Source organism: Exiguobacterium sp. s123 (assembly GCF_018617075.1).
GTDB lineage: Bacteria > Bacillota > Bacilli > Exiguobacteriales > Exiguobacteriaceae > Exiguobacterium > Exiguobacterium profundum.
On the sequence record NZ_JACSJL010000008.1, the window covers coordinates 21,518 to 47,172 of the forward strand.

At 48.4% G+C, this 25,655-nt stretch carries 21 protein-coding genes; 8 read left to right on the forward strand and 13 right to left on the reverse strand.

Translation table 11 applies throughout. The features are described 5' to 3' along the window. Together KNO72_RS13020 and KNO72_RS13025 are read right to left on the reverse strand one after the other, a co-directional pair. Entirely contained in the window at window positions 1-1,353 is a 1,353-nt protein-coding gene (locus tag KNO72_RS13020; RefSeq protein ID WP_015880983.1) for a sugar ABC transporter permease, read from the reverse strand. A 105-nt stretch (window positions 1,354-1,458) separates the two neighbouring features. Then, window positions 1,459-2,724, reverse strand: a complete 1,266-nt coding sequence (locus KNO72_RS13025; RefSeq protein ID WP_078146451.1) for an extracellular solute-binding protein — start codon at window positions 2,722-2,724, stop codon at window positions 1,459-1,461. Window positions 2,725-3,094: 370 nt separating this feature from the next. Between KNO72_RS13025 and KNO72_RS13030 the strand changes: the two genes are divergently transcribed. Together KNO72_RS13030 and KNO72_RS13035 are read left to right on the forward strand one after the other, a co-directional pair. Then, window positions 3,095-4,879, forward strand: coding sequence for a glycoside hydrolase family 13 protein (locus KNO72_RS13030; protein ID WP_078146450.1), 1,785 nt, complete (start codon window positions 3,095-3,097; stop codon window positions 4,877-4,879). A 159-nt stretch (window positions 4,880-5,038) separates the two neighbouring features. Continuing rightward, window positions 5,039-6,397 (forward strand): MATE family efflux transporter, encoded by a 1,359-nt coding sequence (locus KNO72_RS13035; RefSeq protein WP_078146449.1) that lies wholly within the window; start codon window positions 5,039-5,041, stop codon window positions 6,395-6,397. 25 nt (window positions 6,398-6,422) lie between these two features. On the opposite strand, the gene KNO72_RS13040 is transcribed toward KNO72_RS13035, so the two are convergent. After that, complete coding sequence (locus KNO72_RS13040) at window positions 6,423-7,163, reverse strand: enoyl-CoA hydratase/isomerase family protein (RefSeq protein WP_240499870.1); 741 nt, start codon at window positions 7,161-7,163, stop codon at window positions 6,423-6,425. Between the two features lie 144 nt (window positions 7,164-7,307). Between KNO72_RS13040 and ybaK the strand changes: the two genes are divergently transcribed. The 6 genes from ybaK to KNO72_RS13070 all read left to right on the forward strand — a co-directional run bounded on the left by ybaK (window position 7,308) and on the right by KNO72_RS13070 (window position 12,549). Continuing rightward, complete coding sequence (ybaK, locus tag KNO72_RS13045; RefSeq protein ID WP_159561895.1) at window positions 7,308-7,772, forward strand: Cys-tRNA(Pro) deacylase; 465 nt, start codon at window positions 7,308-7,310, stop codon at window positions 7,770-7,772. A 19-nt stretch (window positions 7,773-7,791) separates the two neighbouring features. Further along, window positions 7,792-8,490, forward strand: a complete 699-nt coding sequence (gene pssA / locus KNO72_RS13050) for a CDP-diacylglycerol--serine O-phosphatidyltransferase (RefSeq protein WP_074037646.1) — start codon at window positions 7,792-7,794, stop codon at window positions 8,488-8,490. An 88-nt stretch (window positions 8,491-8,578) separates the two neighbouring features. Then, window positions 8,579-9,328, forward strand: coding sequence for a carotenoid biosynthesis protein (locus KNO72_RS13055; RefSeq protein WP_214758423.1), 750 nt, complete (start codon window positions 8,579-8,581; stop codon window positions 9,326-9,328). Beyond that, window positions 9,294-9,992 (forward strand): lysophospholipid acyltransferase family protein, encoded by a 699-nt coding sequence (locus tag KNO72_RS13060; protein WP_214758425.1) that lies wholly within the window; start codon window positions 9,294-9,296, stop codon window positions 9,990-9,992. Before KNO72_RS13055 ends, KNO72_RS13060 begins: the two co-directional genes overlap by 35 nt. After that, window positions 9,989-11,056 carry a glycosyltransferase family 2 protein gene (locus tag KNO72_RS13065; RefSeq protein WP_214758427.1) on the forward strand — a complete coding sequence of 356 codons (1,068 nt, stop codon included), beginning with the start codon at window positions 9,989-9,991 and terminating at the stop codon, window positions 11,054-11,056. The genes KNO72_RS13060 and KNO72_RS13065 overlap by 4 nt, the downstream gene beginning before the upstream one ends. A 26-nt stretch (window positions 11,057-11,082) precedes the next feature. Continuing rightward, window positions 11,083-12,549, forward strand: a complete 1,467-nt coding sequence (locus KNO72_RS13070) for a phytoene desaturase family protein (RefSeq protein ID WP_214685849.1) — start codon at window positions 11,083-11,085, stop codon at window positions 12,547-12,549. Window positions 12,550-12,991: 442 nt separating this feature from the next. Here KNO72_RS13070 and KNO72_RS13075 read toward each other — a convergent pair whose 3' ends face one another. The 10 genes from KNO72_RS13075 to KNO72_RS13120 form a co-directional block, all read right to left on the reverse strand. Further along, complete coding sequence (locus KNO72_RS13075) at window positions 12,992-13,831, reverse strand: phytoene/squalene synthase family protein (RefSeq protein WP_214685847.1); 840 nt, start codon at window positions 13,829-13,831, stop codon at window positions 12,992-12,994. Beyond that, window positions 13,800-15,278: a phytoene desaturase family protein gene (locus tag KNO72_RS13080; RefSeq protein ID WP_214689338.1), complete on the reverse strand. Its 1,479-nt coding sequence runs from the start codon at window positions 15,276-15,278 to the stop codon at window positions 13,800-13,802. Before KNO72_RS13080 ends, KNO72_RS13075 begins: the two co-directional genes overlap by 32 nt. Continuing rightward, the gene (locus KNO72_RS13085; protein ID WP_214758429.1) at window positions 15,275-16,768 is read right to left on the reverse strand and encodes a phytoene desaturase family protein; all 1,494 of its coding nucleotides are present in this window, start codon (window positions 16,766-16,768) and stop codon (window positions 15,275-15,277) included. Before KNO72_RS13085 ends, KNO72_RS13080 begins: the two co-directional genes overlap by 4 nt. A gap of 69 nt (window positions 16,769-16,837) precedes the next feature. Next, window positions 16,838-17,869 (reverse strand): class I SAM-dependent methyltransferase, encoded by a 1,032-nt coding sequence (locus KNO72_RS13090; RefSeq protein ID WP_214685835.1) that lies wholly within the window; start codon window positions 17,867-17,869, stop codon window positions 16,838-16,840. Between the two features lie 100 nt (window positions 17,870-17,969). Continuing rightward, the gene (locus tag KNO72_RS13095; RefSeq protein WP_015880968.1) at window positions 17,970-18,353 is read right to left on the reverse strand and encodes a YisL family protein; all 384 of its coding nucleotides are present in this window, start codon (window positions 18,351-18,353) and stop codon (window positions 17,970-17,972) included. A gap of 113 nt (window positions 18,354-18,466) precedes the next feature. Next, window positions 18,467-21,025 (reverse strand): sensor histidine kinase, encoded by a 2,559-nt coding sequence (locus KNO72_RS13100; protein WP_214758431.1) that lies wholly within the window; start codon window positions 21,023-21,025, stop codon window positions 18,467-18,469. Beyond that, window positions 21,022-21,384, reverse strand: a complete 363-nt coding sequence (locus KNO72_RS13105; protein WP_015880966.1) for a response regulator — start codon at window positions 21,382-21,384, stop codon at window positions 21,022-21,024. Before KNO72_RS13105 ends, KNO72_RS13100 begins: the two co-directional genes overlap by 4 nt. Window positions 21,385-21,517: 133 nt before the next feature. Further along, complete coding sequence (locus KNO72_RS13110; protein ID WP_285222487.1) at window positions 21,518-23,389, reverse strand: ABC transporter ATP-binding protein; 1,872 nt, start codon at window positions 23,387-23,389, stop codon at window positions 21,518-21,520. Next, window positions 23,386-25,110 carry an ABC transporter ATP-binding protein gene (locus KNO72_RS13115; RefSeq protein ID WP_214758433.1) on the reverse strand — a complete coding sequence of 575 codons (1,725 nt, stop codon included), beginning with the start codon at window positions 25,108-25,110 and terminating at the stop codon, window positions 23,386-23,388. The genes KNO72_RS13110 and KNO72_RS13115 overlap by 4 nt, the downstream gene beginning before the upstream one ends. Beyond that, window positions 25,103-25,585 carry a MarR family winged helix-turn-helix transcriptional regulator gene (locus KNO72_RS13120; RefSeq protein ID WP_078146436.1) on the reverse strand — a complete coding sequence of 161 codons (483 nt, stop codon included), beginning with the start codon at window positions 25,583-25,585 and terminating at the stop codon, window positions 25,103-25,105. Before KNO72_RS13120 ends, KNO72_RS13115 begins: the two co-directional genes overlap by 8 nt. Window positions 25,586-25,655: the final 70 nt, after the last annotated feature.

Genomic DNA, 25,655 nt, shown 5'->3' on the forward strand with positions numbered 1-25,655 from the left:
TCAGATCATATCCTCGTCTTTGAAAGATTTTGTCCGACGGAACTGGATCACGGCAAGTGTCATGATGAAGAATGACAAGATGAGTGTGATCGCAGCCGCAAGTCCGTATTGCGGGTTGGCACCGAGAGACAATTTGTAAATCCAAGAAATTAAGATGTCGGTACCGCCGGCCGTTTGTCCAGGTACAGCAGGGCCACCGCCATTAAAGAGATAGATGATGTTGAAGTTGTTGAAGTTGAACGTGAACTGCGTGATCAAAATCGGTGCTGTCGCGAACAAGAGCATCGGCAATGTGATCAAGCGGAACTTGTCGAAGATCGTTGCTCCGTCAATCGTCGCCGCTTCATACAAGTCACCAGGAATCGACTGAAGCACACCCGTCATGAGCGTCATGATGAATGGGAAGCCGAGCCACCATTGAATGAGCACGAGTGCCGTACGTGTCGCCGTCGGATCGGTCATCCAGTTGACCGGGTCAAGACCGAGTGCCGGCAAGATTGTCGTATTGAACACCCCGAACGATTCGTTGAACATCGAGCGGAAGATCAAGATCGTGATGAATGCTGGGACCGCCCATGAAAGAATCAAGATCGAACGGAACAAACGACGGAAGCGAAGTCCTTCTTGGTTCAAGAGTACCGCAAGGAAGATCCCGATTGCGATGACACCTGTCGTTGAAGCGACCGTCCAAACAAGCGTCCAGCCGAGTACGCCGACGAACGTGTCACGGAAAATATCGATTTCAAAAATACGTGTAAAGTTCTCGAATCCGACCCATTCGACGAGTTTCGCTGGTGGTGCGTTGTTGTAGCGATAGTTCGTAAAGGCGATCAAGAACGTAAAAATCAATGGAAGAATAACGGTAAACACTAACAAAATGAGTGATGGGATTAACATTAAGTATGGGAATCCATGGTCACGCAAGTTGCGAAGTTGCATTTGGAACGATGGAAGGTTTAGATGCTGATCACGAGCGCGACCGACACGATAGGCGTCACGAATGTTCCAAACATAGAACGCGATTCCGAAGAAAAGTAAAATTAACGCGACAATCCCCTCGACCATCAAGAAGATGGAGTGGTCGTTACGAGGTCCTGGCACTTCACCAAGCGTGATCAATCCCCAAAGTCCTCCACGGTCACCTGGTCCGGCGCCCGCCCCTTTGAAAAATAGATCATAGTTTACGGCAAAATAAGATACGACGACGATAAAGAACGCTACCGCCTTCGCGTATTGTTTGTTGTATAACTGTCCGAGTCCCGGAATGATGGAAAGTAGTCCCGCGTTCCGAGCATGGTTTGTAGGCTTGTCCGGGCGTTGGTCCGGTGATTTAGGGTTCGCAATTGCAGCCATCCTCAGTTTCTCCTTTCGATTTGAGCAAATCAATCAAGCAAACGTTTGCTCAATGCTAGAAAATGATGGGGAACGCCATGTGACGTACCCCTTCATCTCAATTCCTTATTGGTTGTTCGCTTGGATTTGTTGTTCGATGACTTTCACTGCATCGTCTGCAGATTTTTGTGCATCTTGTTTACCAGTTGCTACAAGCTGAAGTGCTTGTGCCATTGGCTCCCAAACTTGTCCCATTTCAGGAATGTTCGGCATTGGGATTGCGTTTGTTGCTTGGTCGAATACCGCTTTCGCAACTTCGTTCGACGTGATTGTCTCGTTCGACTCGAGTGCTGCTACTGGCGGGATCTCGTTGTATGCTTCAAACATTGCCAATGCGTTTTCTTCATTCGTCAACTCTTGAAGGAACATTTCAGCCCACTCTTGGTTTTCTGTGTAAGCTGAAAGGGCATATGTTTTCACACCCATGAACGTCTTGATTGGCTCACCGTTCGGAAGTGTTGGCATTGGAGCCGCTCCGAGGTTCACGCCTGCATCTGTGTAACCAGCCACAGCCCATGGTCCGTTCATGACTGAATGAGCTTTCTTCTCAGTGAAGAGTTGGTCCATCGCTTGGCCACCAGACTCACCGATCAACCCTTTAGGGAAGAGGCCTTCTTCGTACCATTTACCGATGTATTCGAATCCTTCAACTGCACCTTCGTTGTTCAAACCGATATCCGCTGGGTCGAGTGCGCCACCGTCTTCTTTGAACACGTATCCGCCGAATCCAGCGACAACACCATGTGCGAAGTAGAAGTTATCCCAAAGTGCGAGGAATCCGTACTGCCCGTCAGCTTTCACATCGTTTGATAACTTGTAAAGGTCGTCCATAGATGCTGGAGCTTCAGCCATCAAGTCTTTGTTGTACATGAGAATTGGTGTCTCAACTGATTTTGGATATCCGTAAGCTTGACCATCGTACATGACAGCTGATTTCGCAGCGTCTGTGAACGCGTCAAGCGATCCTTCGTCAGCGATTGGAGCCAAGTGACCTTGGTCTGCGATTGTACCGATCTGGTCGTGTGGTACGAGCACGATGTCTGGACCTTTTCCAGCTGGACCGTCAAGCGCAAGCTTGTCTTTTTGGTCTGTCATCTGTACTTCGACAACTTCAACTTTTACGCCATGCTCTTCTTCGAACGCCTTCGCAACTTCTTTCGTTGTTTCAGACTTTTCGATGTCTTCCCAGACTACGATCTTTTCAGGTTTGTTCTCGCTTGAAGAACCACCTTCGTTAGAAGATCCGTTGTCCGTTCCGCCACCACATGCAGCAAGTGCACCGAATGCGAATACTGCTGTTGAAAGTCCTGCTACCATTTTTTTCATCTTCATGATGAAAAACCTCCCCAAGGAAATAGTATGGTCAGATTTGCGCAATCGCACGACCACGTCAATTTTAAAACTCCGCTACGAAATTGACATGGTAGTGAAAACGTTTGCATCCTCACCTCAATTTTTATTATACAGTTGTGAAAGCGTTTTACAAGTCTTTTTTTACACTTTTTTTACGTCTGTTGACCCATTTATGTAATTTTCAAATGTTTGTTCTTAAATCTTCACTTTTTATGCGTTTCAGCAATTGACAAAATGTAAACGCTTTATTAACCTTTGCTTGAGCAAACGTTTTCGCAACATCTGTTCTCATGGATTCCCGATGTTGTAAAATGATGTCATCCCCTATAAAGAAAGGAATGTTTTCCTTATGATGAAAGAAGCGATTTATCATCGTGCCATGTCCCCGTTCGTCTACAAATATGATCGTGAGACGATCCATATTCGTTTCCATACGAAGCGAGGCGATATCGAGTCGGTCGATTTGATTTGGAACGACCCATATGATTGGCACGCTGAAGACCCAGCCATGTGGAACTTCGATCCGGACAAGCCGAGCTACTGGCGTACATACGAGACTCCAATGGAGAAGATCGGGTTTGACGACGCCTATGACTATTGGTTCATCGCTATCAAACCGCCGTTCCGACGTCTACGTTACGGTTTCCGTTTGAATGATGGACAAGAGACGGCCGTCTACACTGAAAAAGGATGGTTCGAGGAGAAGCCGCTCGATGATACGGGCTACTACTTCTGTGTCCCATTCATCAACCCGATCGATATCTTCCATGCACCCTCCTGGGTGAAGGATACGGTCTGGTATCAAATCTTCCCGGACCGTTTCGCCAATGGCGATGCTTCACTCAATCCTGAAGAGACGCTCCCATGGAACTCGACAGAGCCGACGACGACAAACTTCTTCGGTGGCGACTTCCAAGGAGTGATCGACCATATCGATCATTTAGTCGAACTTGGGATCACCGGCATCTACTTCTGCCCGATCTTTAAAGCGACGACGAACCATAAGTACGATACGCTCGACTATATGGAAATCGATCCGCAGTTCGGGACGAAAGAGAAATTTAAAGAGATGGTCGACCTCTTGCACGAGAACGGCATCAAAGTCATGCTCGACGCGGTCTTCAACCATGTCGGATATCATCACCCATGGTTCCAAGACGTCGTCGAGAACGGGCCATCTTCTGAGTATCGCGATTGGTTCTATCTTCGCGAGTTCCCGATTGCGACAGAGCCGAAGCCGAACTACGACACCTTCGCATTCGAAAAGAACATGCCGAAGATCAATACAGAGCATCCAGAGTTAAAAGCCTACTTATTAGATGTTGCCCGTTACTGGGTCGAAGAATTCGGTATCGACGGGTGGCGTCTTGACGTCGCTAACGAAGTCGACCATGCGTTTTGGCGTGACTTCCGCACGGCGGTCAAAAATGCGAACCCGGAAGCCTACATCCTCGGGGAGATTTGGCACGACGCACAGCCTTGGTTACAAGGTGACCAGTTCGATGCCGTCATGAACTACCCGTTCACGAATGCGAGCTTGAACTACTTCGCCCTCGACCGGACGACCGCTTCGGAGTTCCGTAACGAGCTGACGCGTGTCGAGATGATGAACACGATGAACGTCAACGAAGTCACCTTCAACTTGATCGATTCGCACGATACACCTCGTGCGTTGACACGGGCGAAAGGACATAAAGGCAAGTTCAAACTCTTGATGACGTCGATGCTGACTTATACAGGTAGCCCATGTATTTACTACGGGGACGAAATCGGACTTGAAGGCGAACAAGACCCGGGTTGCCGTCGCTGTATGCCATGGGATGAAGCCGAAGAAGACCGTAACCTCTTCCGCTACATCCAAAAGCTCATCCAGCTTCGTAAGGACCACCCTGTGCTCGCAAATGCCGGCTCGTATCGCTTCAACCTGGTCGACGATGCGAACAATGCGGTCATCATCGAGCGGTGTACGAAAGATGAGACATACTTGGTTTACTTCAACAACTCAGACTCTGCTTCGAAACTGAATCCGCTCGGTTATACAGGAGCAGCCACGGACCTCTTGCATGACCGCGACCTCGACTCACTCGAAATCGAACTGGCGCCATTTAGTGCTGCTATTCTGAAATTGAAATAAATTCGAAAATCACCTGATTTCTTCGGGTGATTTTTTTGTTGAAAATAATTTAGCAAACCCCTTTCTTTTTCATTTCATAAGGAGTAAGATGACCTTTGACATTTTTATAAAACAAATAGTTAACAGAAAGAATTATAGAGAAAAGGGAGAATACACTACATGCAGACGAAACAAACGGAACAGCTCACCCTGTTCAAACTGTCGTGGCCGATTTTCATCGAACTTGCCCTCCATATGGGAACCGGGATCATCGCCACATTGATGCTCGCTCACTACTCAGACGCCGCCGCCTCAGCCGTCGGGGTTGCCAACCAAATCTTAAACGTGTTCTTGATCGTCTTTAGTGTGACGTCTGTCGGGGCGACCATTTTGATCGGTCAGGCCATCGGGGCTGGGCGCATGAAGAAGAGTCGTGACTTCGCCCGCTCCGCCGTCAGTTTGAACATGTGGCTCGGTGCGATCATGGTCGGCGTCATCTTCTTGTTCGGCGAAACGTTCTTACGCCTGTTCGGTCTATCGGACGAACTGTTTGCACACGGGTTGTTGTTCCTGCAAATCGTCGGCTTGTCGTTATTCACCGAAGCACTCATCATGGCGCTCAGTTCGATCCTCCGGAGTCACGGGATGACGAAACACGCCATGCTCGCGACGCTTCTGATTGATATCATCACCGCCGTCGGTGCCATTTTTGCCGTTACCGGCTGGTTTGGCCTTCCGGTCACAGGCGTTGCCGGTGTCGCTTGGGCCATCGTGATCGCACGATTCGCCGCTATGGTTCTCTTGTTCTGGCTCGTCAAACGGAAGCTCATGATTCGCTTCCCGTTAAAAGAAGTGATTCGTCCGAAGAAAGACGACATCCAGTCACTCCTTCAAATCGGTGTTCCTTCTGCCGGGGAGAACTTGTCGTATCAGGCATCCCAAATTATCATCACTGGATTTATCGCGACGATGGGCGAGGCTTCCCTCGCTGCTCGGGTGTACGTGATGAACTTGTCGATGCTTGCCTTCTTGTTCACCGTCGCCGTCGCGCAAGGGACCCAGCTTTTGATCGCACGGGATATTGGAGGGAAACGTTTTAAAGAAGCCTATCATCGTGCCGTCAAGACCTTGAAGATTGCCATGTTCGCTTCGTTCGTCGCCTCTCTCGGTTTAGCGGTGTTCAGCGAATCGCTACTCGGTCTCTTCACGTCAAACCCTGACATCATCGCGGTCGGTGTGCCCATCTTATGGGCGACACTCATTTTAGAGCCGGGTCGCGCCATGAACATCGTCTTGATGGGGTCGTTGAAGTCTGTCGGGGACGTCCGCTTCCCGGTCATGATCGGGATCGCCTCGATGTGGGGTGTCGCCGTGGCGTTCAGCTACTTGTTCGGTCTTCAAATGGGGCTCGGTATCCTTGGGATTTGGCTCGCCTTCTCCCTCGATGAGTGGTTCCGCGGATTCTTCGCGTTCCGTCGTTGGAAATACGGGACGTGGCAACAAAAAGGCTTCCAGTTCGAAGCAAAATCAACCACGTAAAAAAAAGCGGCCGCGGCCGCTTTTTTTATTTCATCAAGAATGCCTGCATCGCTTGGCGGTGCACGTCCGTGTCCCCACACTTCCGTTGCCATTCGATTTCTTCATTCAATCCATCCTCAAATGAAGCGGCTCGCATGAGCGCCTTCATCCCTTGAACAGCGACCGGTGATTTCGCAGCGAGTGTCTCCGCATATGAAGTCAATCGCTCCGTATACATCGCATCTTCCACGAGCTCGGTGACGAGCCCGAATGAACGCGCGGCCTCCGAGTCAATCGTACTGCCACTCCAGAGCCAATCTAACGCAAGGTCGTCGCGCATGAGTCGACGCAGGTGATATGGACCGCCCGCATCCGCGACCAACCCGATTTTAATGAACGCCGAGCTGAACTTCGTCGACTTGGCGACGATTCGAACGTCTGCCGCGAGTGCCAAGCTGAGCCCTGCTCCAGCCACGACACCGTGAATCCCTGCGATGAGCGGTTTACGACTTGAGAAAAGTGCACGTACGAGCGGATGATACACGTCTTCTAAATATTCCCCATAGTCCGCATCGCTCTCGATCGTTAAATCTTGTCCGGATGAGAACGCTCGTCCCTCACCGACAAGGACGATGACGCGAACGGCGTCGTCCTGTTCAAATGTGTCGATTGCCGTTTTCATTTCACGAAGCAACGTCTCGTTCAAGGCGTTTAGCTTTTCAGGTCGGTTCAGTTTCAACCACCCTACCCCATTGTGTGTCGTCAATTGAATCGTCTCCACTTCCATTCCCCCTTCAAAATGAATCACTGTTCATTTCTTCGTCATTGCTTCAAACTCCTTCCTTTACTGAAAAGTTTTTTGAAGTTCAATTGCCGGGAAGTTGGTTGATTTGCTATTCTAAAAGGAGTCGGTCACGAAAGGATGAGTCAGATGCAACTGACAAACGCCGCTCGGCAACTGAAACAGAAGAAGATTCCGTTCACCTATCATACGTATGAAGTCGATGACACCGATGTCTCAGCTAAACATGTGGCGATGACATTGAATAAACCGCTCGACGAACTGTATAAAACGATTTGTCTCATGAACGAGAAAAAGCAATATGCCTTCTTTCTCATCTCTGGAGAGCGTGACATCGATTTAAAAGCAGCCGCTAAAGCTTGGGGGGCGAAGAAAGCATCGACCGTCCCGATGAAAGAGCTCGAGACATTGACCGGTTATATTCGAGGAGGAGTCTCTCCGATTGGGGCGAAGAAGCCGTTCCCTGTCTATCTGCACGAAGCAGCTCAAGACAGAGAGACAATCACCATTTCTGCTGGAAAACGCGGCTATCAAATCGAATTAACACCTGAAGATTTACTGCAATTTACAAACGGGCACTGGTTCAGCCAATGACCTTACTGGGGGCAAAATTATGTGGAAAGAACGTATCCGTTCGTGGGTCCCAAACTCCTTTACGTTCGGAAATTTATTTTGTGGTGTCGTCGCCATCGTCTACGCCGCACGTGGTGACTTCTCAAACGCCACACTGTTAATCATCATCGCGATGATGCTCGACAGTTTAGACGGGCGCCTCGCCCGTATGCTCGGGGTCGCTGGCGATTTTGGGAAAGAATTGGACTCACTCGCTGACATCGTCACGTTCGGGGTCGCACCGGCGATGCTCGCTTATTACACCTTCTTTATTGATTACGGCAATTATGGATTGTTTTTTGCGGCACTTTTCCCGCTATTCGGTGCCTATCGCCTGGCTCGCTTCAATTTATCAGCGACAAACGTTGCAGCGAGTTACTTCTCTGGTGTCCCGATCACGGCCGCCGGGGGACTTCTCGCTGTCATCACAACGTTCGGTGACCGCGTCAGTGAACTGTTGACACCGATTTTCTTCACAGGGCTCGCCTTGTTGATGGTCAGCCGTGTTCGCATCCCGAGTTTTAAAGATGTACCATTGCCACGTCACTCGTTCATCATTACCATCAGTCTCGTCTATGTGACGTATATGATGTTCGCACGTTGGAAAGAATGGCCGACATTTTGGTTCATCGCCATCCCGTTCTATGTCTTATTCATCGCCTTTTCGTTCGTGAAAAGACGAAAACGGATGGCCAATTGAGAGTCTCGTTCAGCGAGGCTCTTTTTTGTACATGCATTTGTTAGACGAAGACTTCGATGAGCTTTAGAATGAAAGAAGAGGTGATGGAATGAAAGTGTATCCGTTTATTTGGAAATGGTTTATTGTTTGGTATTTCATTGGGTTGATTTTAGTTGGATTCGACCTGCTTCCGCCTTGGCTCGAGTGGGCAAACCCCGTCTTTTTATGGCTAGCCGGGGCGATTGGTGGAACGATTCTTTATCAAGGGATTCGACAAGGAGCTTGGATTGTTCCGTTTATTTTCTTCGGTTCAATCGCTGTGGAGACATTCGGCGTAAAGACGGGATTCCCGTTCAGCGAATACGTCTACGCTGAGGCGTTCGGTCCGACAGTGTTTGGAGTCCCTGTCACTATCGGTGCGGCATGGCTTGCCGTGATTGGCTCTAGTTTTGCCGTGGCCCGTCTCTTCCCATTCCGCCACAATATTTTATGGCTCGTTCCGATTCTCGCCGTATGGCTCGATATGGCAATCGATCCCGTAGCGGCAAACGTGAAAGGCTACTGGGAATGGGCGAATGACGGCTTGTACTATGATATCCCGACACAAAACTTTATCGGTTGGTTCGGGTTATCCCTTATTTTCTCATGGTTGTTACAGCGTCACGAACGCGCTGTTGATTCCTTGTTCATCCGGCACGGCGTCTATTTGTTCGTCATGCTTCACGCACTCTTCGGTGTCACGGCTGTCAATGCAGGTCTCTATGGCATCGGGCTCCTCAGCATCCTCACATCCGGAGTGATTCTACTTGAAAGGAGGGGGCGCGATGATCGAGTCACACAAAAAGAAATGGTTCAATAACCTGTTCTCGACGTTCGTGCGGGAACGTCAAATACGTCCCACCTTCCATAACATTTATATCCGAACGGACGACGTTCCGACCCCCGGATTATTTTTAAGTACACATAGCGCGTGGTGGGACGGTCTCATCATGTATATGATCAATGAACATTTTTTACGACACGATATTCATGTGTTGATGGATGAGGATGGACTACGTCGCTTCCCGTTCTTTCGACACCTCGGTGCCTTCTCGGTGAAAAAAGGAAGTCTCTCCGATGTACGGGTCTCACTGGCTTATGCGAATGAATTGCTCGCGTCCGGGAAATCCGTCTGGATGTTCCCTCAAGGACAAGAGATGCCACAGGAACTTCGACCTGTCGAAATCGAGTCTGGCGCGACGTTGTTACTGAACGACCGCCCCGTCCAATTATGCGCCATGTACTATTCGTTTGAGAACCATGCGGAACCCCTTGTATATGTCCGCTTTCGAACAGTAGTCGTGACGTCGACGACACGACGAGCTCAGAAGCAGGAAATCGCGCAAGCACTTGAAGCGCTCTATGACGACGTGCGACAAGACGCCATCATTCGGTCTGATGCCTATGTGCCGCTCTTTCGACCACGTCGTAATCTTGCTGAATGGACAGAAACGATGTTCCGACTTGGGAGGGGACGTTCATGATCTTATGGCTGCTCACCCTCTCGATGTTTATCTTTACCCTAATCAATCTTTCGTTCTTGAGACCGCTCGCCGACCCAGGACGCACATCGGCGACAGCCGTCTGCATCCCGATGCGCAATGAGTCGCGTCACGTCGATCGACTGATTTCAAATTTAAAGCAGGCGATACCGGATGGGACTCATGTTTATATCTACGAGGACCGTTCCGAGGATGATACATATGAAAAATTGAATCGCGCAATCGGTAATGATACCCGTTTTACCGTCATCCAAGGTGTTCCTTTGCCCCATGACTGGGCCGGAAAAGTTCATGCTTGTCATCAACTAGCATCACGCACGACTGAACCGTATCTTCTCTTTTTAGATGCGGACGTCACGATCGATTCGAGTTTTATCGCCCGCATGCATGCCACGCTCGCTCGAGAGCAGGCCGTCTTTTTATCAGGTTTCCCTCAATTTCCGACATCCACATTTCTCGGGAAATTGTTGATTCCGATGCAACACGTGCTCATCGCCCAACATCTGCCTTTGTTTTGGCGTAAAGTGAAACACCCCGCATTTGCCGCGGCGAATGGCATGAACGTACTCGTCGAGCGGAACAGCTACGAGGAAGTTGGCGGACATGCTGCTATTCGAACGTCGTTGATTGATGATATCGATTTATGTCGAACGTTCAAACGTCATCAAAAAGTCACGTCACTCGTTCAAGTCTCCCCGTTCATCTCCTGCGACATGTATGAAACGAATGAAGAAGTGTGGACCGGGTTTTCAAAGAACGTATTCAAGGGAATGAATGAATCAGTAGGACTCGCCTTGTACTTCATGACATATTACGGCATCCAGTTGACGGCTATGCTCGCTTGGATCTTTTCACCGAGTTGGCAGACGATTAGCGCAGCGATTTTCGTGCTCCTCGCGCGTCTCGCTGTCGATCTGAAATCAAATGGGTCCGGTACATGGTACCATCCACTCAGTTTAATCGCTTACTTGACCTTACTCGGGAATGCCGTCATTCGTAAATGGAGACGGTTGCCCATCACGTGGAAAGGTCGTCACTATTCCTAAGCAGACGTCTAAAGGGGGACAATTGTATGAAACAAATCATAGTGATTGGGGCTGGTCTCGGTGGACTAAGCGCCGCCGTCACGCTCGCAGCACGAGGTTATGACGTCACGGTCATTGAAAAGAATCAACATGTCGGTGGCAAACTCATGCCCATTATAACCGACGGTCACCGGTTCGACTTTGGTCCAAATACGATCACGATGCCGGATGTATTTCGTTCAGTCATTCGAAATAGCGGGGCCAATCCGGATGACTATTTTGAGTTAATCAAGCTCGATCAACATACCGTCAACCACTACACAGACGGGTCATCCTTCACGTTCAGTGCCGATCGGGCAAAACTTGAGGTCGAAGTACGGCGTTTGACCGGTGACCAGTTGAAACACAATCAGATGCGTGCCTATCTAGATGAAGCGGAAAAGCTGTTCGACATTGCGAATAAGCGCTTCTTCACACAAATGGACACAAAGTTGGATCCCGGTCTTTGGGCGGACATGGTCAAAGTGCATCCACTTCAAAGTTTGCACGCCCTTCACAAGAAGTATTTCAAGGACCCACGCATTATTCAGGCGCTCGACCGCTATGCGACGTACATTGGTAGCAGCCCATACGTGACACCAGGTACGTTCGCCCTTATCGCACATTTGGAATTGAATGAAGGTGTCTATTTTGCGAAAGGTGGAAACTGGAATATCGCAAAAGGGTTCGCCAAACGGGCGAGCGAACTCGGAGTGACGTTCCGACTCGGTCATGAAGTGACGAAAATTGATGTGTTGAACGGAAAAGCACATGAGGTCGTCGTCGATGACCAAGAAGTCATCTCGTGTGATGCCGTTCTTCTCAACGGTGAACTCTTGACGCAATACCCGCGACTCGTTGACGCGAAAGACCGCCCATCTTTCCCAGTCCCGACACGCGATACCGTCGAACCTTCGATTTCCGCATTCGTCATGATGGTCGGATTGTCCAAACGATTGAATTTGGCACACCATAACGTCTATTTCTCAGACGACTATGAAAGGGAATTTAAAGCACTCTTCCAAGAAGAGCGGTATGCGGACGAGCCGACAATCTATATTTCGAATTCTTCCGCCACCGATCCGTCGATGGGCGAGGCAGGAGACAACCTGTTCATCCTCGTCAATGCTCCGGCACATCTGACCGAAATTGATGCAGATACGTATGAGCATTTGATTCGCAGACGCTTACGTATGTTCGGTGTGGATTGGGAAGAAGAAGAGGTGCTCTACCATAATCGAGTGACCCCACAAGATTTGACCCGTGATTTTTATGCGTACTATGGGGCACTTTATGGCACATCGGCCAACTCGAAAAAAGGAGCGTTTTTCCGTCCTGCACCGCGGTCGACAGACGTATCGAACATCTGGTTTGCTGGTGGTTCGACTCATCCTGGCGGTGGCAGTCCGATGGTGACGCTTTCAGGACAATTCGCTGCACGCTCGATGTTAGAGGACATACCTCTGACAATATGAACATTTTGTGAACGCGAGTTTCGACACTTGTCGACAATTGAAAGACGTGATAATATCATATTCGAGTTCAAGCAGTTCTGTAACGTTTGTTACACCTGTAGCGATCGAATGGCTTCCCCGAGCCTCATCGCGTTTTGAACTTGTCACACCCGAGAAAAAGTGATGAGCGAGTTTCCCCACTCGTATCCCGTAGTCGAGACAGCTTGCGTATGATGTTCCCCCTTAGTCCATCAAGCATCCTGTTTCGACGAAGATGTCCCAACTGATTCATTCCCCATGAATCCCGGCACATCTTTAGGGCTTCATCACAAACCGATTCATTCATTTCCCCGATGAATGAATCACATAACGCTTACGCCACTTTTGGTCCCCCGCCAAAAGTGGTTTTTTTGTACGCAAAAAACTGTAGACGCCATCGAGCGTCTACAGGGAATCAAATTGCTCATAGTTTTGCCAACAACTTTCCTTTTTGTAAGGTCGATACGTATGCTCGCTTCGTGAAGACGTCATGTCGATTCGCACGGGCCGCATCAAGGATCCCTTCATAGAGAAGAGCTGCTGCTTGTACCGGCTTTCGACTCGCAAGTGGGTACAGATGATGGGTTTCCCGTGCCCGTGCATACAAGAACTCTGCTCGATTCGCCAAGGCCTCCCATAGATCGATAAAGACAGGGGTCACTTCTCGTTGTTGTAACATCGCTTCACTCACACCGTACTGACGCATCATCGTACGTGGTAAATAGATGCGGTCTCGATTCAAATCTTCACCGACATCTCGTAAAATATTGGTCAGCTGCATCGCAATGCCAAGGTCGATGGCGCCTTGTCTTAGCTGACGTGTCGTCGCTTCGTCCTGATTTGGGACAAGGATCGGGAGCAACATCAAGCCGACCGTACTCGCTGCATAATAGCTATACTGCTCGGTCTCTTCTAGCGTCTCATACCGTGACTTATGTAAGTCCCATTTCATCCCTTCCGCCAACTCAAAGAATGGTTCGACGTCCATGTCATAGCGTTTCCATACATCACGAAGGGCAACCCATAGTGCTTCATCTTGGTCGTAACCAGCTAAAAAGCGGTCGAAGTCATGCAAAAATGCTGCCAAACTCTCTTCTGGACGGTCTGATTCATCGACCGCATCATCGAGGGTGCGACAGAACGTATATACTGCCATGACCGCTTGACGGTCTGGTTTTGAGAGCAAAGAGAAGGCCCGGTAAAAGGTTAACGAGCCCTTCTTCATGATTTCCTCACATTGACGATACGCTTCTTGTGTCGTCACGATGCATTGCCCCCATTTCTTCTTCCATTTTTTTCACAAGTAATTGCGACCCAATCATAACGATGGGGACGCCACCGCATGGATGGACGGATGCGCCCACCGCATAGAGGCGTTCGATTTTCGGGAATGGTCTCGCTTGTGGTTTGAAGGCGGCTGACTGAGATAACTTTGGTGCAATCCCAAAACTTCCTCCTTCGAACAATCCGAATCGCTCAGCATCCATCGGTGTCCGGACTTTCATCTCGATGACGCGTTCACGGAAATCAGGCATGAATGCCTCGATTCTTCCTAATAGGTGTTCGATTGTCCCTTGTGCCTCAAAGTCTTCTCGTTCCAATTTTCGAGGAACCGGGACAAGAACATATAATACACTCGTTCCTTCTGGCGCGAGGGTTACATCCATTCGCGATGGATTAAAGGTGTACATCGCTGGATACTCACTTAGTTTACCATCCTCAAAGATCGTACGCATCGATCCTTCAAAATCATTCGGTAAATCGAATTGGTGAATCGGTAAGTCGAGTTCGCCGTTGACGGCGAAATAAAGAAGTAACGTACCGCTTGACGGTTCATACGTCTTTGGCGTCACACCATCAATCAGGCGCTCCATGAGTGGAAAATCACCGTTCACGACGACTGCATCATACGGTACATATTCGTCATTTACCGTGACTCCATTGGCCACCCCGTCCGTGACATGGACACGATTGACGGTAGCATTCATCTCGAAATGAACACCTCGACGCTTCAACTCTTGTTCCATTTTCGTGGCTAGCGAAAAATATCCTCCTTTTACATACCAGACTCCTTCTTCTTGTTCACGATAAGGAATGAGTCCATATAACGAAGGAGTGGCATAAGGATTTCCGCCGATATAGAGCGTTTGTAAACTATAGGCGACACGTAAACGTTCGTCTTCAAAGAAGCGTTTCATATTCGCATGAGCCGTCTCATATGCTTTTAACCGCATGAGAAGGAGAAGCAGTTTAGGCTCGAACAACTCCGCTTTTGAGGCATAACTACGATCTAAAAACGTATCGAAGCCAATCCGATACTCTTCTTTCTTTTGGGACATGTACTGACGGAAGGCATCTCCTTCGCCGAAAGTTCGTTCGATTTCTTCCGCCTGTCTCTCGATTTCCCGATATTTATAGAATGATGTCCCGTCTTGATAACGTAAGCGGTAAAGTGGATCGACTTCAATCAACTCCACTTCATGTTCAGGAAGACCCGCCTCAATCAGTTGTTGTTTCAGTTTACTCGGCAATAAGACGATGGTTGGACCTTCATCGACTTTCGCCCCATTATCGAATTCCACGTAGTTCAAGCGTCCACCGACCCGGTCCTCTTTCTCATAAATCGTGATTTGAAGTGACGGATTGCGTTTCGTCAATAAGAGGGCGGCATATAGTGTACCGACCCCTGCTCCGACAAAGCTAATATTCATCGGCCGACACCTGCACGGTCACGCAAAAGGTTCGTCGTGATCCGCGCTGATTCAAAGATGGTCGGCAGCCCACTTCCTGGGTGGGTCCCACCGCCGACGAGCCAGACGTTGTCGAGCTCTTCGAATTGGTTATGCGGGCGGAAATACATCATCTGCGATAAGTTGTGCCCTAGATTGAACGTTGCACCTTCATATACACCAAACGCTTCCCAGTCCTCAGGCGTCAACGCCTCCATCACCTCGATGTGTTGACGGATGTTTCGGTAAGGGGAACGTGTCTCAAGCGCGTCGAGAACGCGCTCTGTCATGGTCGCTTGTAACGTCTCCCACGGGAGGCCAGATAAATTGTTCGGCACCGGTACGAGAACGTAAAGCGATGACTTGCCAGGAGGCGCAAGTGTCGGGTCGATGCGTGAGGCATTCTGTACATAAAACGAGAAGTCCTCGCTCAATTTCAATTCTTGTGTCATCTCTTTGACATTCAATTCATAATCGTCCGCGAAGTGAATCGAGTGATGCGCCACATCTTCGTAGATGTGATCGAGCCCGAGATAAAGCATGAATGTCGAGCACGAGTAACGCTTCTTCTTGAGTTGAGTCGGACTCCACTTCGTTAGTTTACCGTCTGGAACGAGCGACGTCATCGCATGTGCGAAGTCCGCACCAATCACGACTTCATCAAACGCATAATGGACACTTCCGGACACGAGACCCCTCACGTTCCGACCATCCATGAGAAGACGTTCTACCGGTTCGCCTAAACGAATGACGCCTCCCTCTTCTTCAATCACTTTCGCCATCGCATGACATAGCTGGTTCACTCCGCCGATCGGGTGATGCACTCCGTAGGCGTGTTCCATGTAAGATAGAATGGAGAATCCACCCGGACATTCCCAGGCGGACATCCCTAAATATTTGGCCTGGAACGTGAACGCATACTTCAGTTCTTCGCTCGTGAAGTACTCGGACAAGACGTCATAAAGCGATTTACCGATTGAGAGAAACGGTAGCGCCTTAAGTACGCGCAACGAGACATAGTCAGTGAGCTTGTCATGTGCGGTCTGAAGCACAGGCATCAATTTAGACAGTTTGATCGCCTGTTCACTCATGAACCGCTCGTAGCCTTCCCCATTCCCAGGAAATTGTTCTTCGATGGCACGATACATCTGATCACGATCTGTTGTCATCGAGAGTTGACGCGTCCCACGGTCAAAGTACAAATCATACATCGGCTCCAATTGTTTCATCTCGACATAATCATGCAGATTACGTCCCGTCTCTTCAAAAATTTCTTCTAAAATATACGGCATATTCAAGAACGTAGGTCCTCGGTCGAACGCAAATTCGCCTACTTCTAAGCGTGACGTTCTGCCGCCTACAAACGGTTGTTTCTCAAATACGGTGACGTCTACCCCGCGATGCGCCAGTAGCATCGCAGCAGCCAATCCACCGGGTCCTGCCCCAATAACGGCAACTCTTTGTTTCGACACACTCAACAACTCCCTATGTGAATAGTCTCTTATGCTTCTCTATCATTATAGGAATGACGGGAGACAAGTTCAATTTTGAATCGGTTGATTGAGCAGGTTTGTCTTTCCTCGCTCGGCGATGACGATATACCAAGAACCTTCCGGAATGAATGGGATGAAGCGGATTTGTTCAAAACCGACTTCTTGCATCTGCCGGCGCAATTGTGGAATGGTCGGAAGCGGGTACAAATTATCGTGGAGTGTCATGAATGCATTGAACGCGGAAGCGAATCGTCCACCGAGCGCTGTTTCGGCGAGCGGCGTCACAAGAACGGCGACCCCCTTCTCTTCTAATCGTTCCCGTAGTCTCTCAAGCAACTTGACCCGCTCTTCCGGCGAGAAATAATACAGCATATTGTTCATCATCACCGCATCAAATTGCTCGTCTGTTTCCCAGTTCATGAAGTCGGCGACCTCAAAATGAATGTCATCACTCTCGTCTCGTGATCGTGCCTCTTCAATTACCTCTTCCTCTAAATCGATGCCCGTCAGTTCCCAACTCGGTTCGAGCGCTTGTAGTTTACGTAAGTAGCCGCCGTGCCCACATCCAATATCGAGCATCGATTCGACATTTGCCTGTCGTAACAATTGTTGAACGATCGGAAATGCGACCGTTTCGACGAGTGTCGACGTCTTCGCGACGACTTGACCGTGTTCAGCTCCATCAAACGTCTTTTGCTTCCCAGACTCTAGAAATTCCGGATAAGCGATTAACGCGGGGATATGAAGCTCCATCATTTCTTGAAGCATGAACCCGATGCTCCGTTCATCGTTACCGGATAATTGATATTTTAATCCACGCGTCGGATAGTAGCGCCAGCCTCTCTTTTTCAAATGACGGACGGCGACCCCGACTTCTAACCAACGCTCTAGCGCAAGTTGTGTCAATGGGCGTTTTAGACGTAAATTCATCTCCGCCATGCTCGCGCCACCTTGAAGCGCATCGAATAGTCCGAACTTGTAGCCGATATAGCCGTGCCATAAGGGTAAAAATGATTCAGTTTGTTTCATCCATTTCCGCGCGTGTAAAACTCGTGTCCATTCCATCATCTGTTGATCCATCGTTTCACCTCATCGTCGTAATTACTGATTTTTTTATTTTCCCCTAATAATTTGTGTACAAACAAAAAAATCCCACTTCGGTGTGCGAAGTGGGAACGTCTTATTGAATAAAGCTGTTGAAGAAAGATTGTCCATAAGGCAATGCATAGCCGATGAAAATCGTAATGAGCGCCAAGACGATAAACCCGCCAAATAGTCCGTTTGACGGTTTTTTCTTTTTGACTTTGACGAGCGTCATCTCACCGAAGATCAAAGTTAATAAACCGACCGTGATTTTCACGTGATAGAATGTCCCGCCACCATTCAACTGAAGGTAGAGATAAAGTCCTGTTCCGAATGCGATGAGTAACATGAGTCGAAACGCCATATGTGCGATCTTTCCACTCTTGTTGCCGTTCTTATAACCGATATAGGCCACGGCAAACAAAATAAGTAACAAAATCCAGCTCGTAACGTGCGTGTGCAAGAATGCAATCAGTGGCATTCAAATGCCCCCCTTTATGATGTTGTACAGTCTTCATTGTACACGAACTCTCTCCCGATTGGTCAAGCGAACGATTCTAAAAAATGAGCCATCCTCAAGGGATGGCCCATACATTATACAGGAGTCGTCTCTGCCTCTTGGACAGCGTACTCATAGCTTGGGATTTCAACGATGAACGTCGAGCCCTCATGCTGAATCGATTCTACATGGATTTGGCCGTTGTGACCGCGGACGATTTCCTGACAAATCGGTAATCCGAGCCCCGTACCGCCGATTTCACGACTGTCGGAGTTGTCGACACGATAAAATTTATCGAATAAGCGATCGAGCGCGTCGCTTGGAATCCCGATTCCTTCGTCCTTCACTTTAATGGACACGATTTGTTCGTGATGCGCAAGTTCGACCGTGATTTTTCCACCCCGTGGAGAATACTTCACAGCGTTCGACAATAGATTACTCATCAACTGTTTGAACTTCTGGCAATCGACGAATAATTCATATGGACGTGCATCATCCGCAATCAATTCGAATTCATGTTTTAACGACGATGCCTCATAGAACGTCAACATGTCTCGGACGACCGGCTCGATATCAAGCTGTTCCCGGTCATACATTTGACTACCGGATTCCATTCGCTGCACATCGAGGAAGTCATTGACGAGATGTGTCAGACGCTCCGTCTCGGAGTGAATGGTCTCCAAGTATTTAGCTTGTTTTTCATTCGGCAACTGTTTTTTGACCATCAATTCCGTGAATCCATAGATGGACGAGAGCGGCGTACGCAGTTCATGCGAGATGGTTGAGATAAACTCACTCTTCAATCGCTCCGCCTCTGTCTCACTCGTGATATCTCGGAAGACGAGAAGCGTACCTTTCGATAGACCACCGACAATGATGCGTTCCGCATACATCTGCAAGTTCATTTCGCCTTTACGGATTGAGAAGCTGACACTGTCATGTGGGAAATCTTCGGTGAACAGGCGATTCGTATACTTCGTAAAGTCCTCCGCTTGATCGACCGTTTCAACAAGACGATTCCGCCATTCTTCCCACGTTTCTTCTTCAAGATCCAGTGAGCTGACGTCACTTAACTCAGGGAACATCTCGTAGAGCGGACGGTTGACGAACACGTCATTTGTCGAATGGTCGATGTAGACGACTGCCTCTCGAATCGAATCAAGAATTCGCTCCGTCTTGCCTTTCTCCCGTTTCATCTCTTCAAATAGACGCATCCGTAAGAGAGAAAGTGAGAGTTGACGAGCGAATGACATGATGTCACCCATTTGTGTTTGGGTGAAGCGATCTTTGTATCGGACCAGATAGATGAACGCGATGATTGAATCATCTGTCGGGTCATGGACCGGTACCGCCGTCTCAAACATATAGTACGGATACGGGAGCGGATGGTCGCTTGCGACTTGTTTCGACGAATGTACCGTCGTCTTCAATGTCATCGCGCGCGTCAATACGGAATTTTCGCTATCGAGCAACTGACGAGACAACGTGTCGTTCAAACCATGACTCGTCACACGATACGTGCCGGACTCATCCACAAACACGAGTGCACCGACCTCCGAATCTGTAATCGTGACCAGTTTCTCGATGATTTCAGGATAGGCCGTAAGCGAATCGCGTGATGCCAACGTCTCCGTCAATTCATTCCGATACGCGAGATGTTGCTCGTTTTGTTGCGTCTGTTCTAAAATTTCTTCTAGTTCTTGTTGCTGTGCCTGCAATTCTTCTTGTTGGGCAATCAACTCTTCTTGTTGTGCTTGCAACTCATGGTTTTTTTCAATCAAGTGTCGTTCATTATCACGAAGTGTCTCGGCCATCTTATGGAACGATCGAGACATCGTCCCAATCTCATCTTCACGTTTCATCTGATCGCTCAAATCAACGATTTCCCCTTTTAACAAGCGGTTCGATGCGATGGAAAGTCGTGAAATCAAACGTGATTGACGGCGTAGGAACGGCTGGACAAACAATAAGATCAATACGGCGAACGAGGCGATGCTCATGATCCACAAGAATTGAAGCATATTGTTGTTCTGTCGCCATTCAGCGTAGACGGCCTCTTTTTCAGATGCCATCAACTCACGATATTCTCCGAGCGCAGACTCTACCTCATCAATCGGTCCGAGGATGTCGATTCCACGTTGCGGATTAAATTGGACGAGTCCTTGATCGATCAAGCGCTGAGCCGTCGGCAACTCGGCAATCGTTTGAGCATCGATAAACGTCTCTGTGACTTCCCCATCTTGTTGCGCTTGGGCATATTCATACGTCACCGGAATGATCACATCATAGTAAAAGTCGTGGAACTTTTGAAGATCTTCTGCGAACAATTCTCCTTGGCGCGTCTGGACTTGTGTTTTGAACCAATTGATTTCTTGTTGGAACTTCGCCTCATTCGCACGTGAACGTTCGAGCGATGCTGTGTCGCCGAACAAGAGATATCCTCGTGTATCATATTGGTCAGCCTGCCACTCATCCCAAAGCGTAGTCAAACGGTTAACGCGTTCATCGACCTGACGCAATCTCGCCTCGTTCGCCTCCAAACGGTTCTCGATATAGACATAAGTCAATGCCGATCCGACCAATGCAATGACGAGGAAGGAATAAAGGACGACCATGATGTCGCGTCCGAGTTTTTGTTTAAACCACCTTTTCACTTCACGATGCCTCCTATGATTTTGACGAGTTCAAGTGGGCTGAACGGTTTAGAAATGAAGTAGTCGACACCAATCTCGTTCGCGCAATCACGGTCAGATTGTTGGCTTTTCGCCGTCAACATCATCACTTTCGTCTCTTGTCGCCCTGGTAACTTCCGTACTTTTTCAATCACTTCAAGCCCTGTCATACCGGGCATCATATGATCCACAATGACCAAATCATATTCATTTTCTTCAATCAATCGATAGGCCTCAATTCCATCTTGTGCCTCGTCGATGTCATATCCTTCATCTTCTAATGTATCCATAACAAGCATGCGTAGCACTTCTTCGTCTTCCGCAAGTAAGATTTTAACCATAATTGTTCCTCCATTTTTTATCCCATTTTTTTATTTTAACGGATTTGTAATTGTTACACAAAATAAAAAGACGTACGAAACTCATCTCGTACGTCTTTTGCCTATTCACATTGCCCCAAAACCTGTATTCCAGTTATACGACTTCTTTTTCAGCGAACTGACTATTGTAAAGTTCTTCATAAAAACCACCAGCTTCAAGAAGCGATTCATGTGTTCCTTGCTCAATGACCCGACCTTGGTCCATAACCAAAATCAAATCCGCATCTTTGATGGTCGATAAACGGTGAGCGATGACGAAACTCGTCCGCCCATTCATCAACCGTTTCATCGCCTGTTGAATCAAAATCTCAGTACGCGTATCCACACTCGACGTTGCTTCGTCTAAAATCATAATCGGTGGGTTCGCCAATACTGCTCGCGCAATCGTCAGCAACTGTTTTTGACCTTGTGAAATGTTATTGGCCTCTTCATTCAACACGGTGTCGTATCCGTCTGGCAATGTTCGAATGAATGCATCCGCATGCGCCGTTTTCGCCGCGTTGACGATTTCCATCTCAGTCGCTCCCGTTTTCCCATAGGCGATGTTATCACGAATCGTCCCGTTGAATAGCCACGTGTCCTGTAAGACCATTCCAAACGTATGTCGCAAATCTTGTCTCGACATTTTACGCGAGTCTTTCCCATCGATGAATATCTCTCCACCGTTCAACTCATAAAAACGCATGAGTAGATTAATCAATGTCGTTTTGCCGGCGCCTGTCGGACCGACGATGGCCACCGTTTGGCCCGTCAACACATCGAGATTCATATCTTGAATGAGTAGGTCGTCACCGTATCCGAAATCGACATGACGGAACGTGACATTTCCTTCGGCACGTTCTAATTGATAGGTCGTCACATCTTTCACTTCTTCTTCTTCATCCAACAGTTCAAATACACGTTCCGCCGCGGCAACCGTCGACTGGACGATGTTCGCGATATTCGCTGTCTGGGTGATTGGTTGGGTGAACTGACGTGTATATGTGATAAACGCTTGAATGTCCCCGATGGAGATGCTGCGCTGCGTGACCAAAATACCGCCGACGACACTAATCAATACATAGCTGATGTTCCCGATGAACATCGTCATCGGCATGATGATTCCGGAAATGAATTGCGCTTTCCGTCCTGCATCGTAAAGCTCCTCATTCACATCGTCAAACTCACGCACAGCTGTCTCTTCCCGACCAAACGCTTTGACGACCGCGTGCCCTGTATACATTTCTTCCACATGGCCGTTCAGTCGTCCAAGGTGACGCTGTTGATCGGAAAAATATTGTTGCGACCGTTTCAAAATCGGACGAATCGCAAAAATCGTGAGCGGAAGGGACACAAGAGAGATGACCGTCAACAGAGGACTGATCGACAGCATCATAATCAAAATCCCAATGATAGTGACGATGGAAGTAATGAAAGACGTGACGCTCTGTTGAAGCGTACTCCCGATCAAGTCGATGTCGTTCGTCACCCGGCTCAATGTCTCCCCGTTCGAGCGTCCGTCATAATATTTGAGCGGAAGTCGTTCTAACTTTTTGTTCACGTCTTCTCGCAAATCATATACCGTTTTTTGGGCAACACCGGACATCAAATATTGTTGTACGTAGTTGAATAGACTACTGATGACGTAAAGACCCGCGAGGAGCGACAAAATTTGTCCGATTCTCGTGAAATCAATCTCCGCGCCCGGTACTCCCGTAAATTTCGCATACGCCCCTTCAAACAGTTCGGTGATGGCGATTCCCATGATTTTCGGACCGGCAATCATAAAGATCGTACTTAAAATCGCCGCGACGAACACAGCAATCAATGTGTTTCGACGTGGTTTCAAATAGGCAAGTAGACGACGGAACGTGACTTTAAATGCTTTTGGCTTTTCGCCCATCATCATCATATTTCCACCGCCTGGACCTCCTGGACCACCGTGTCCCCCATGAGTTTGTCGCGTGTTTGCTTGTTTCTCACTCATGCGATTTCCTCCTCAGACAATTGCGATTTCACGATTTCTTGATAGACCGCATTCGTCGCAAATAATTCCTCATGTGTCCCGATTCCTGCAACGGCTCCTTCTTCTAGAACGATGATTCGATCGGCGTCCATGATCGTACTGACACGTTGCGCAACAATCAGTACCGTCGCATCTTTCGTCTCTTCTTTCAATGCTTTGCGAAGAGCAGCATCCGTTTTAAAATCAAGTGCCGAGAAACTATCGTCAAACACATATAAATCTGGTTTTCGAACGAGTGCTCGCGCAATCGACAGACGTTGTTTTTGACCACCCGACACGTTTGACCCACCTTGTTCGATCACAGCCTCATATCTGTCTGGCATTCTCTCGATAAAGTCATTTGCCTGCGCGATGGAGGCGGCATGAGCGACCTCTTCCGCTGTTGCATCGGCCTTCCCATATCGAATGTTCTCCGCAATCGTACCTGTGAAGAGCAACGCTTTTTGAGGAACGAATCCAATTTTCAAACGAAGTTCTTCTTGAGGGACCGCTTGAACATCGACACCGTTCACTCGAATTGTCCCAGACGTCACGTCGTAAAATCTTGGAATCAAATTGACGAGTGTTGATTTACCAGACCCCGTACCTCCAATCACCGCTGTGACCTCCCCTGGTTTCGCCGAAAAACTCACATTGGATAATGCTGGTTCTTCAGCCCCCGGATAAAAGAAAGTGACGTGATCAAACTCGAGTGTTCCTTTCTCGATGTCCGCGGTCTTTGTCCCGTCATCAATCAGTGAGGGGGTCATCTCGAGCACCTCGTTGATCCGGTTGGCAGACACTGAGGCCCGAGGAACCATGATGAACATGACTGAGGCCATGACGAGTGCGAACATGATTTGCATGACGTATTGGATGAACGCCATTAAATCTCCGATTTCCATCGCACCGTTATCAATCCGAATCCCTCCGAACCAAATGACGCCGACAACCGTCAAGTTCATCACGAGCATCATGACCGGCATGAGGAACGCCATGATTTGGTTCACTTTGATTGAGACGTCCGTCAACCGTTCATTCGCCTCTGTCAATCGAACCTGTTCTTCTTTTTCACGGTTAAATGCCCGAATGACACGGATGCCCGTCAAATTTTCTCGGAGAACAAGATTGAGTCGATCCAATCGCTTCTGTACCTTTTTAAACAACGGCATCGCCTTCCAAAAAATGAGGAAAATCGAGAGGACGAGTACCGGCATGGCAGCAACAATGACAAGAGACAACTTTGCATCCTTCGAGGTCGCCATGATCAATCCGCCGACAAACATGATTGGCGCACTCACGACCATCCGTAGCATCATGATGATGACTTGCTGGACTTGCGTGATGTCGTTTGTCGTCCGGGTGATGAGTGAAGCCGTCCCGACACGATCGAACTCTTCAAGTGAGAAACGTTCCACATGATTGAACACGCGTCTTCGCAAATCACGACCAAATCCCATCGCCGCCTTTGAAGAATAAAAGCTGGCCACAACGGCAGCAAGGGCTCCAAGTCCCGTGACACCTAGCATGATTCCGCCCATTCGCCAAATGTAGCCGGTATCACCCGTCACGACTCCATTATCGATAATGTCCGCCATCAACGTCGGTAAAAATAAATCTGCTAACGACTGCGCGAACACAAACAATAAAACCATCAGAACAGCCCATTTATAAGTAACGAGACGTTTCAATAACTTAATCATGTCGACACACTCCTTCACAATCTGTGAACCCTTCATTCAATCCATCTGCAATATGTTGATGAGCTGTAAGCATATGTTGATACGTATCCTCATCGAGACGAGACAAAATTTGATTCAATTGATATTCCGTTCCTTCTTCTTGTTGCTCAATCTCTTCAATCAAACGTTTGCCCGATTGGTCAATCGTCAACACAACCTCTCGCCGATTATCCGGGTTGATATCTCGACGAATCAAACCCTTCTCCACGAGACCATCTAACGATTGACTTAACGTGCTCTTTGGCATTCTCGTTCGCTGAACCAATTCTTTTTGCGTAATCGCACCCTGTTCATTCAACATCATCAGACCGTGAAGTTGAGGCAATGTAAGATCGTTTTGTTGCGCCGTCTGATGCATGAGACGAATCAGGACACGTTGCACACGCCAAAATGATTGCATCATCTCCCGTGCTCGATTTGTATTTGTCTCGGTCATCCTCATTCACTCCTTTACCGTTCCGTATCGAATTGTTCTACATGGAACAATTCTTTATATAAAATAAATT

Coding starts and splice junctions, on each gene's coding strand:
- pssA (WP_074037646.1), top strand. CDS start 7,792: ATGTGGAAAGAACGTATCCGTTCGTGGGTCCCAAACTCCTTTACGTTC.
- ybaK (WP_159561895.1), top strand. CDS start 7,308: ATGCAACTGACAAACGCCGCTCGGCAACTGAAACAGAAGAAGATTCCG.
- KNO72_RS13115 (WP_214758433.1), bottom strand. CDS start 25,110: ATGATTAAGTTATTGAAACGTCTCGTTACTTATAAATGGGCTGTTCTG.
- KNO72_RS13020 (WP_015880983.1), bottom strand. CDS start 1,353: ATGGCTGCAATTGCGAACCCTAAATCACCGGACCAACGCCCGGACAAG.
- KNO72_RS13090 (WP_214685835.1), bottom strand. CDS start 17,869: ATGGATCAACAGATGATGGAATGGACACGAGTTTTACACGCGCGGAAA.
- KNO72_RS13110 (WP_285222487.1), bottom strand. CDS start 23,389: ATGAGTGAGAAACAAGCAAACACGCGACAAACTCATGGGGGACACGGT.
- KNO72_RS13070 (WP_214685849.1), top strand. CDS start 11,083: ATGAAACAAATCATAGTGATTGGGGCTGGTCTCGGTGGACTAAGCGCC.
- KNO72_RS13080 (WP_214689338.1), bottom strand. CDS start 15,278: ATGAATATTAGCTTTGTCGGAGCAGGGGTCGGTACACTATATGCCGCC.
- KNO72_RS13035 (WP_078146449.1), top strand. CDS start 5,039: ATGCAGACGAAACAAACGGAACAGCTCACCCTGTTCAAACTGTCGTGG.
- KNO72_RS13060 (WP_214758425.1), top strand. CDS start 9,294: ATGATCGAGTCACACAAAAAGAAATGGTTCAATAACCTGTTCTCGACG.
- KNO72_RS13055 (WP_214758423.1), top strand. CDS start 8,579: ATGAAAGTGTATCCGTTTATTTGGAAATGGTTTATTGTTTGGTATTTC.
- KNO72_RS13105 (WP_015880966.1), bottom strand. CDS start 21,384: ATGGTTAAAATCTTACTTGCGGAAGACGAAGAAGTGCTACGCATGCTT.
- KNO72_RS13095 (WP_015880968.1), bottom strand. CDS start 18,353: ATGCCACTGATTGCATTCTTGCACACGCACGTTACGAGCTGGATTTTG.
- KNO72_RS13065 (WP_214758427.1), top strand. CDS start 9,989: ATGATCTTATGGCTGCTCACCCTCTCGATGTTTATCTTTACCCTAATC.
- KNO72_RS13025 (WP_078146451.1), bottom strand. CDS start 2,724: ATGAAGATGAAAAAAATGGTAGCAGGACTTTCAACAGCAGTATTCGCA.
- KNO72_RS13040 (WP_240499870.1), bottom strand. CDS start 7,163: ATGGAAGTGGAGACGATTCAATTGACGACACACAATGGGGTAGGGTGG.
- KNO72_RS13030 (WP_078146450.1), top strand. CDS start 3,095: ATGATGAAAGAAGCGATTTATCATCGTGCCATGTCCCCGTTCGTCTAC.
- KNO72_RS13120 (WP_078146436.1), bottom strand. CDS start 25,585: ATGACCGAGACAAATACAAATCGAGCACGGGAGATGATGCAATCATTT.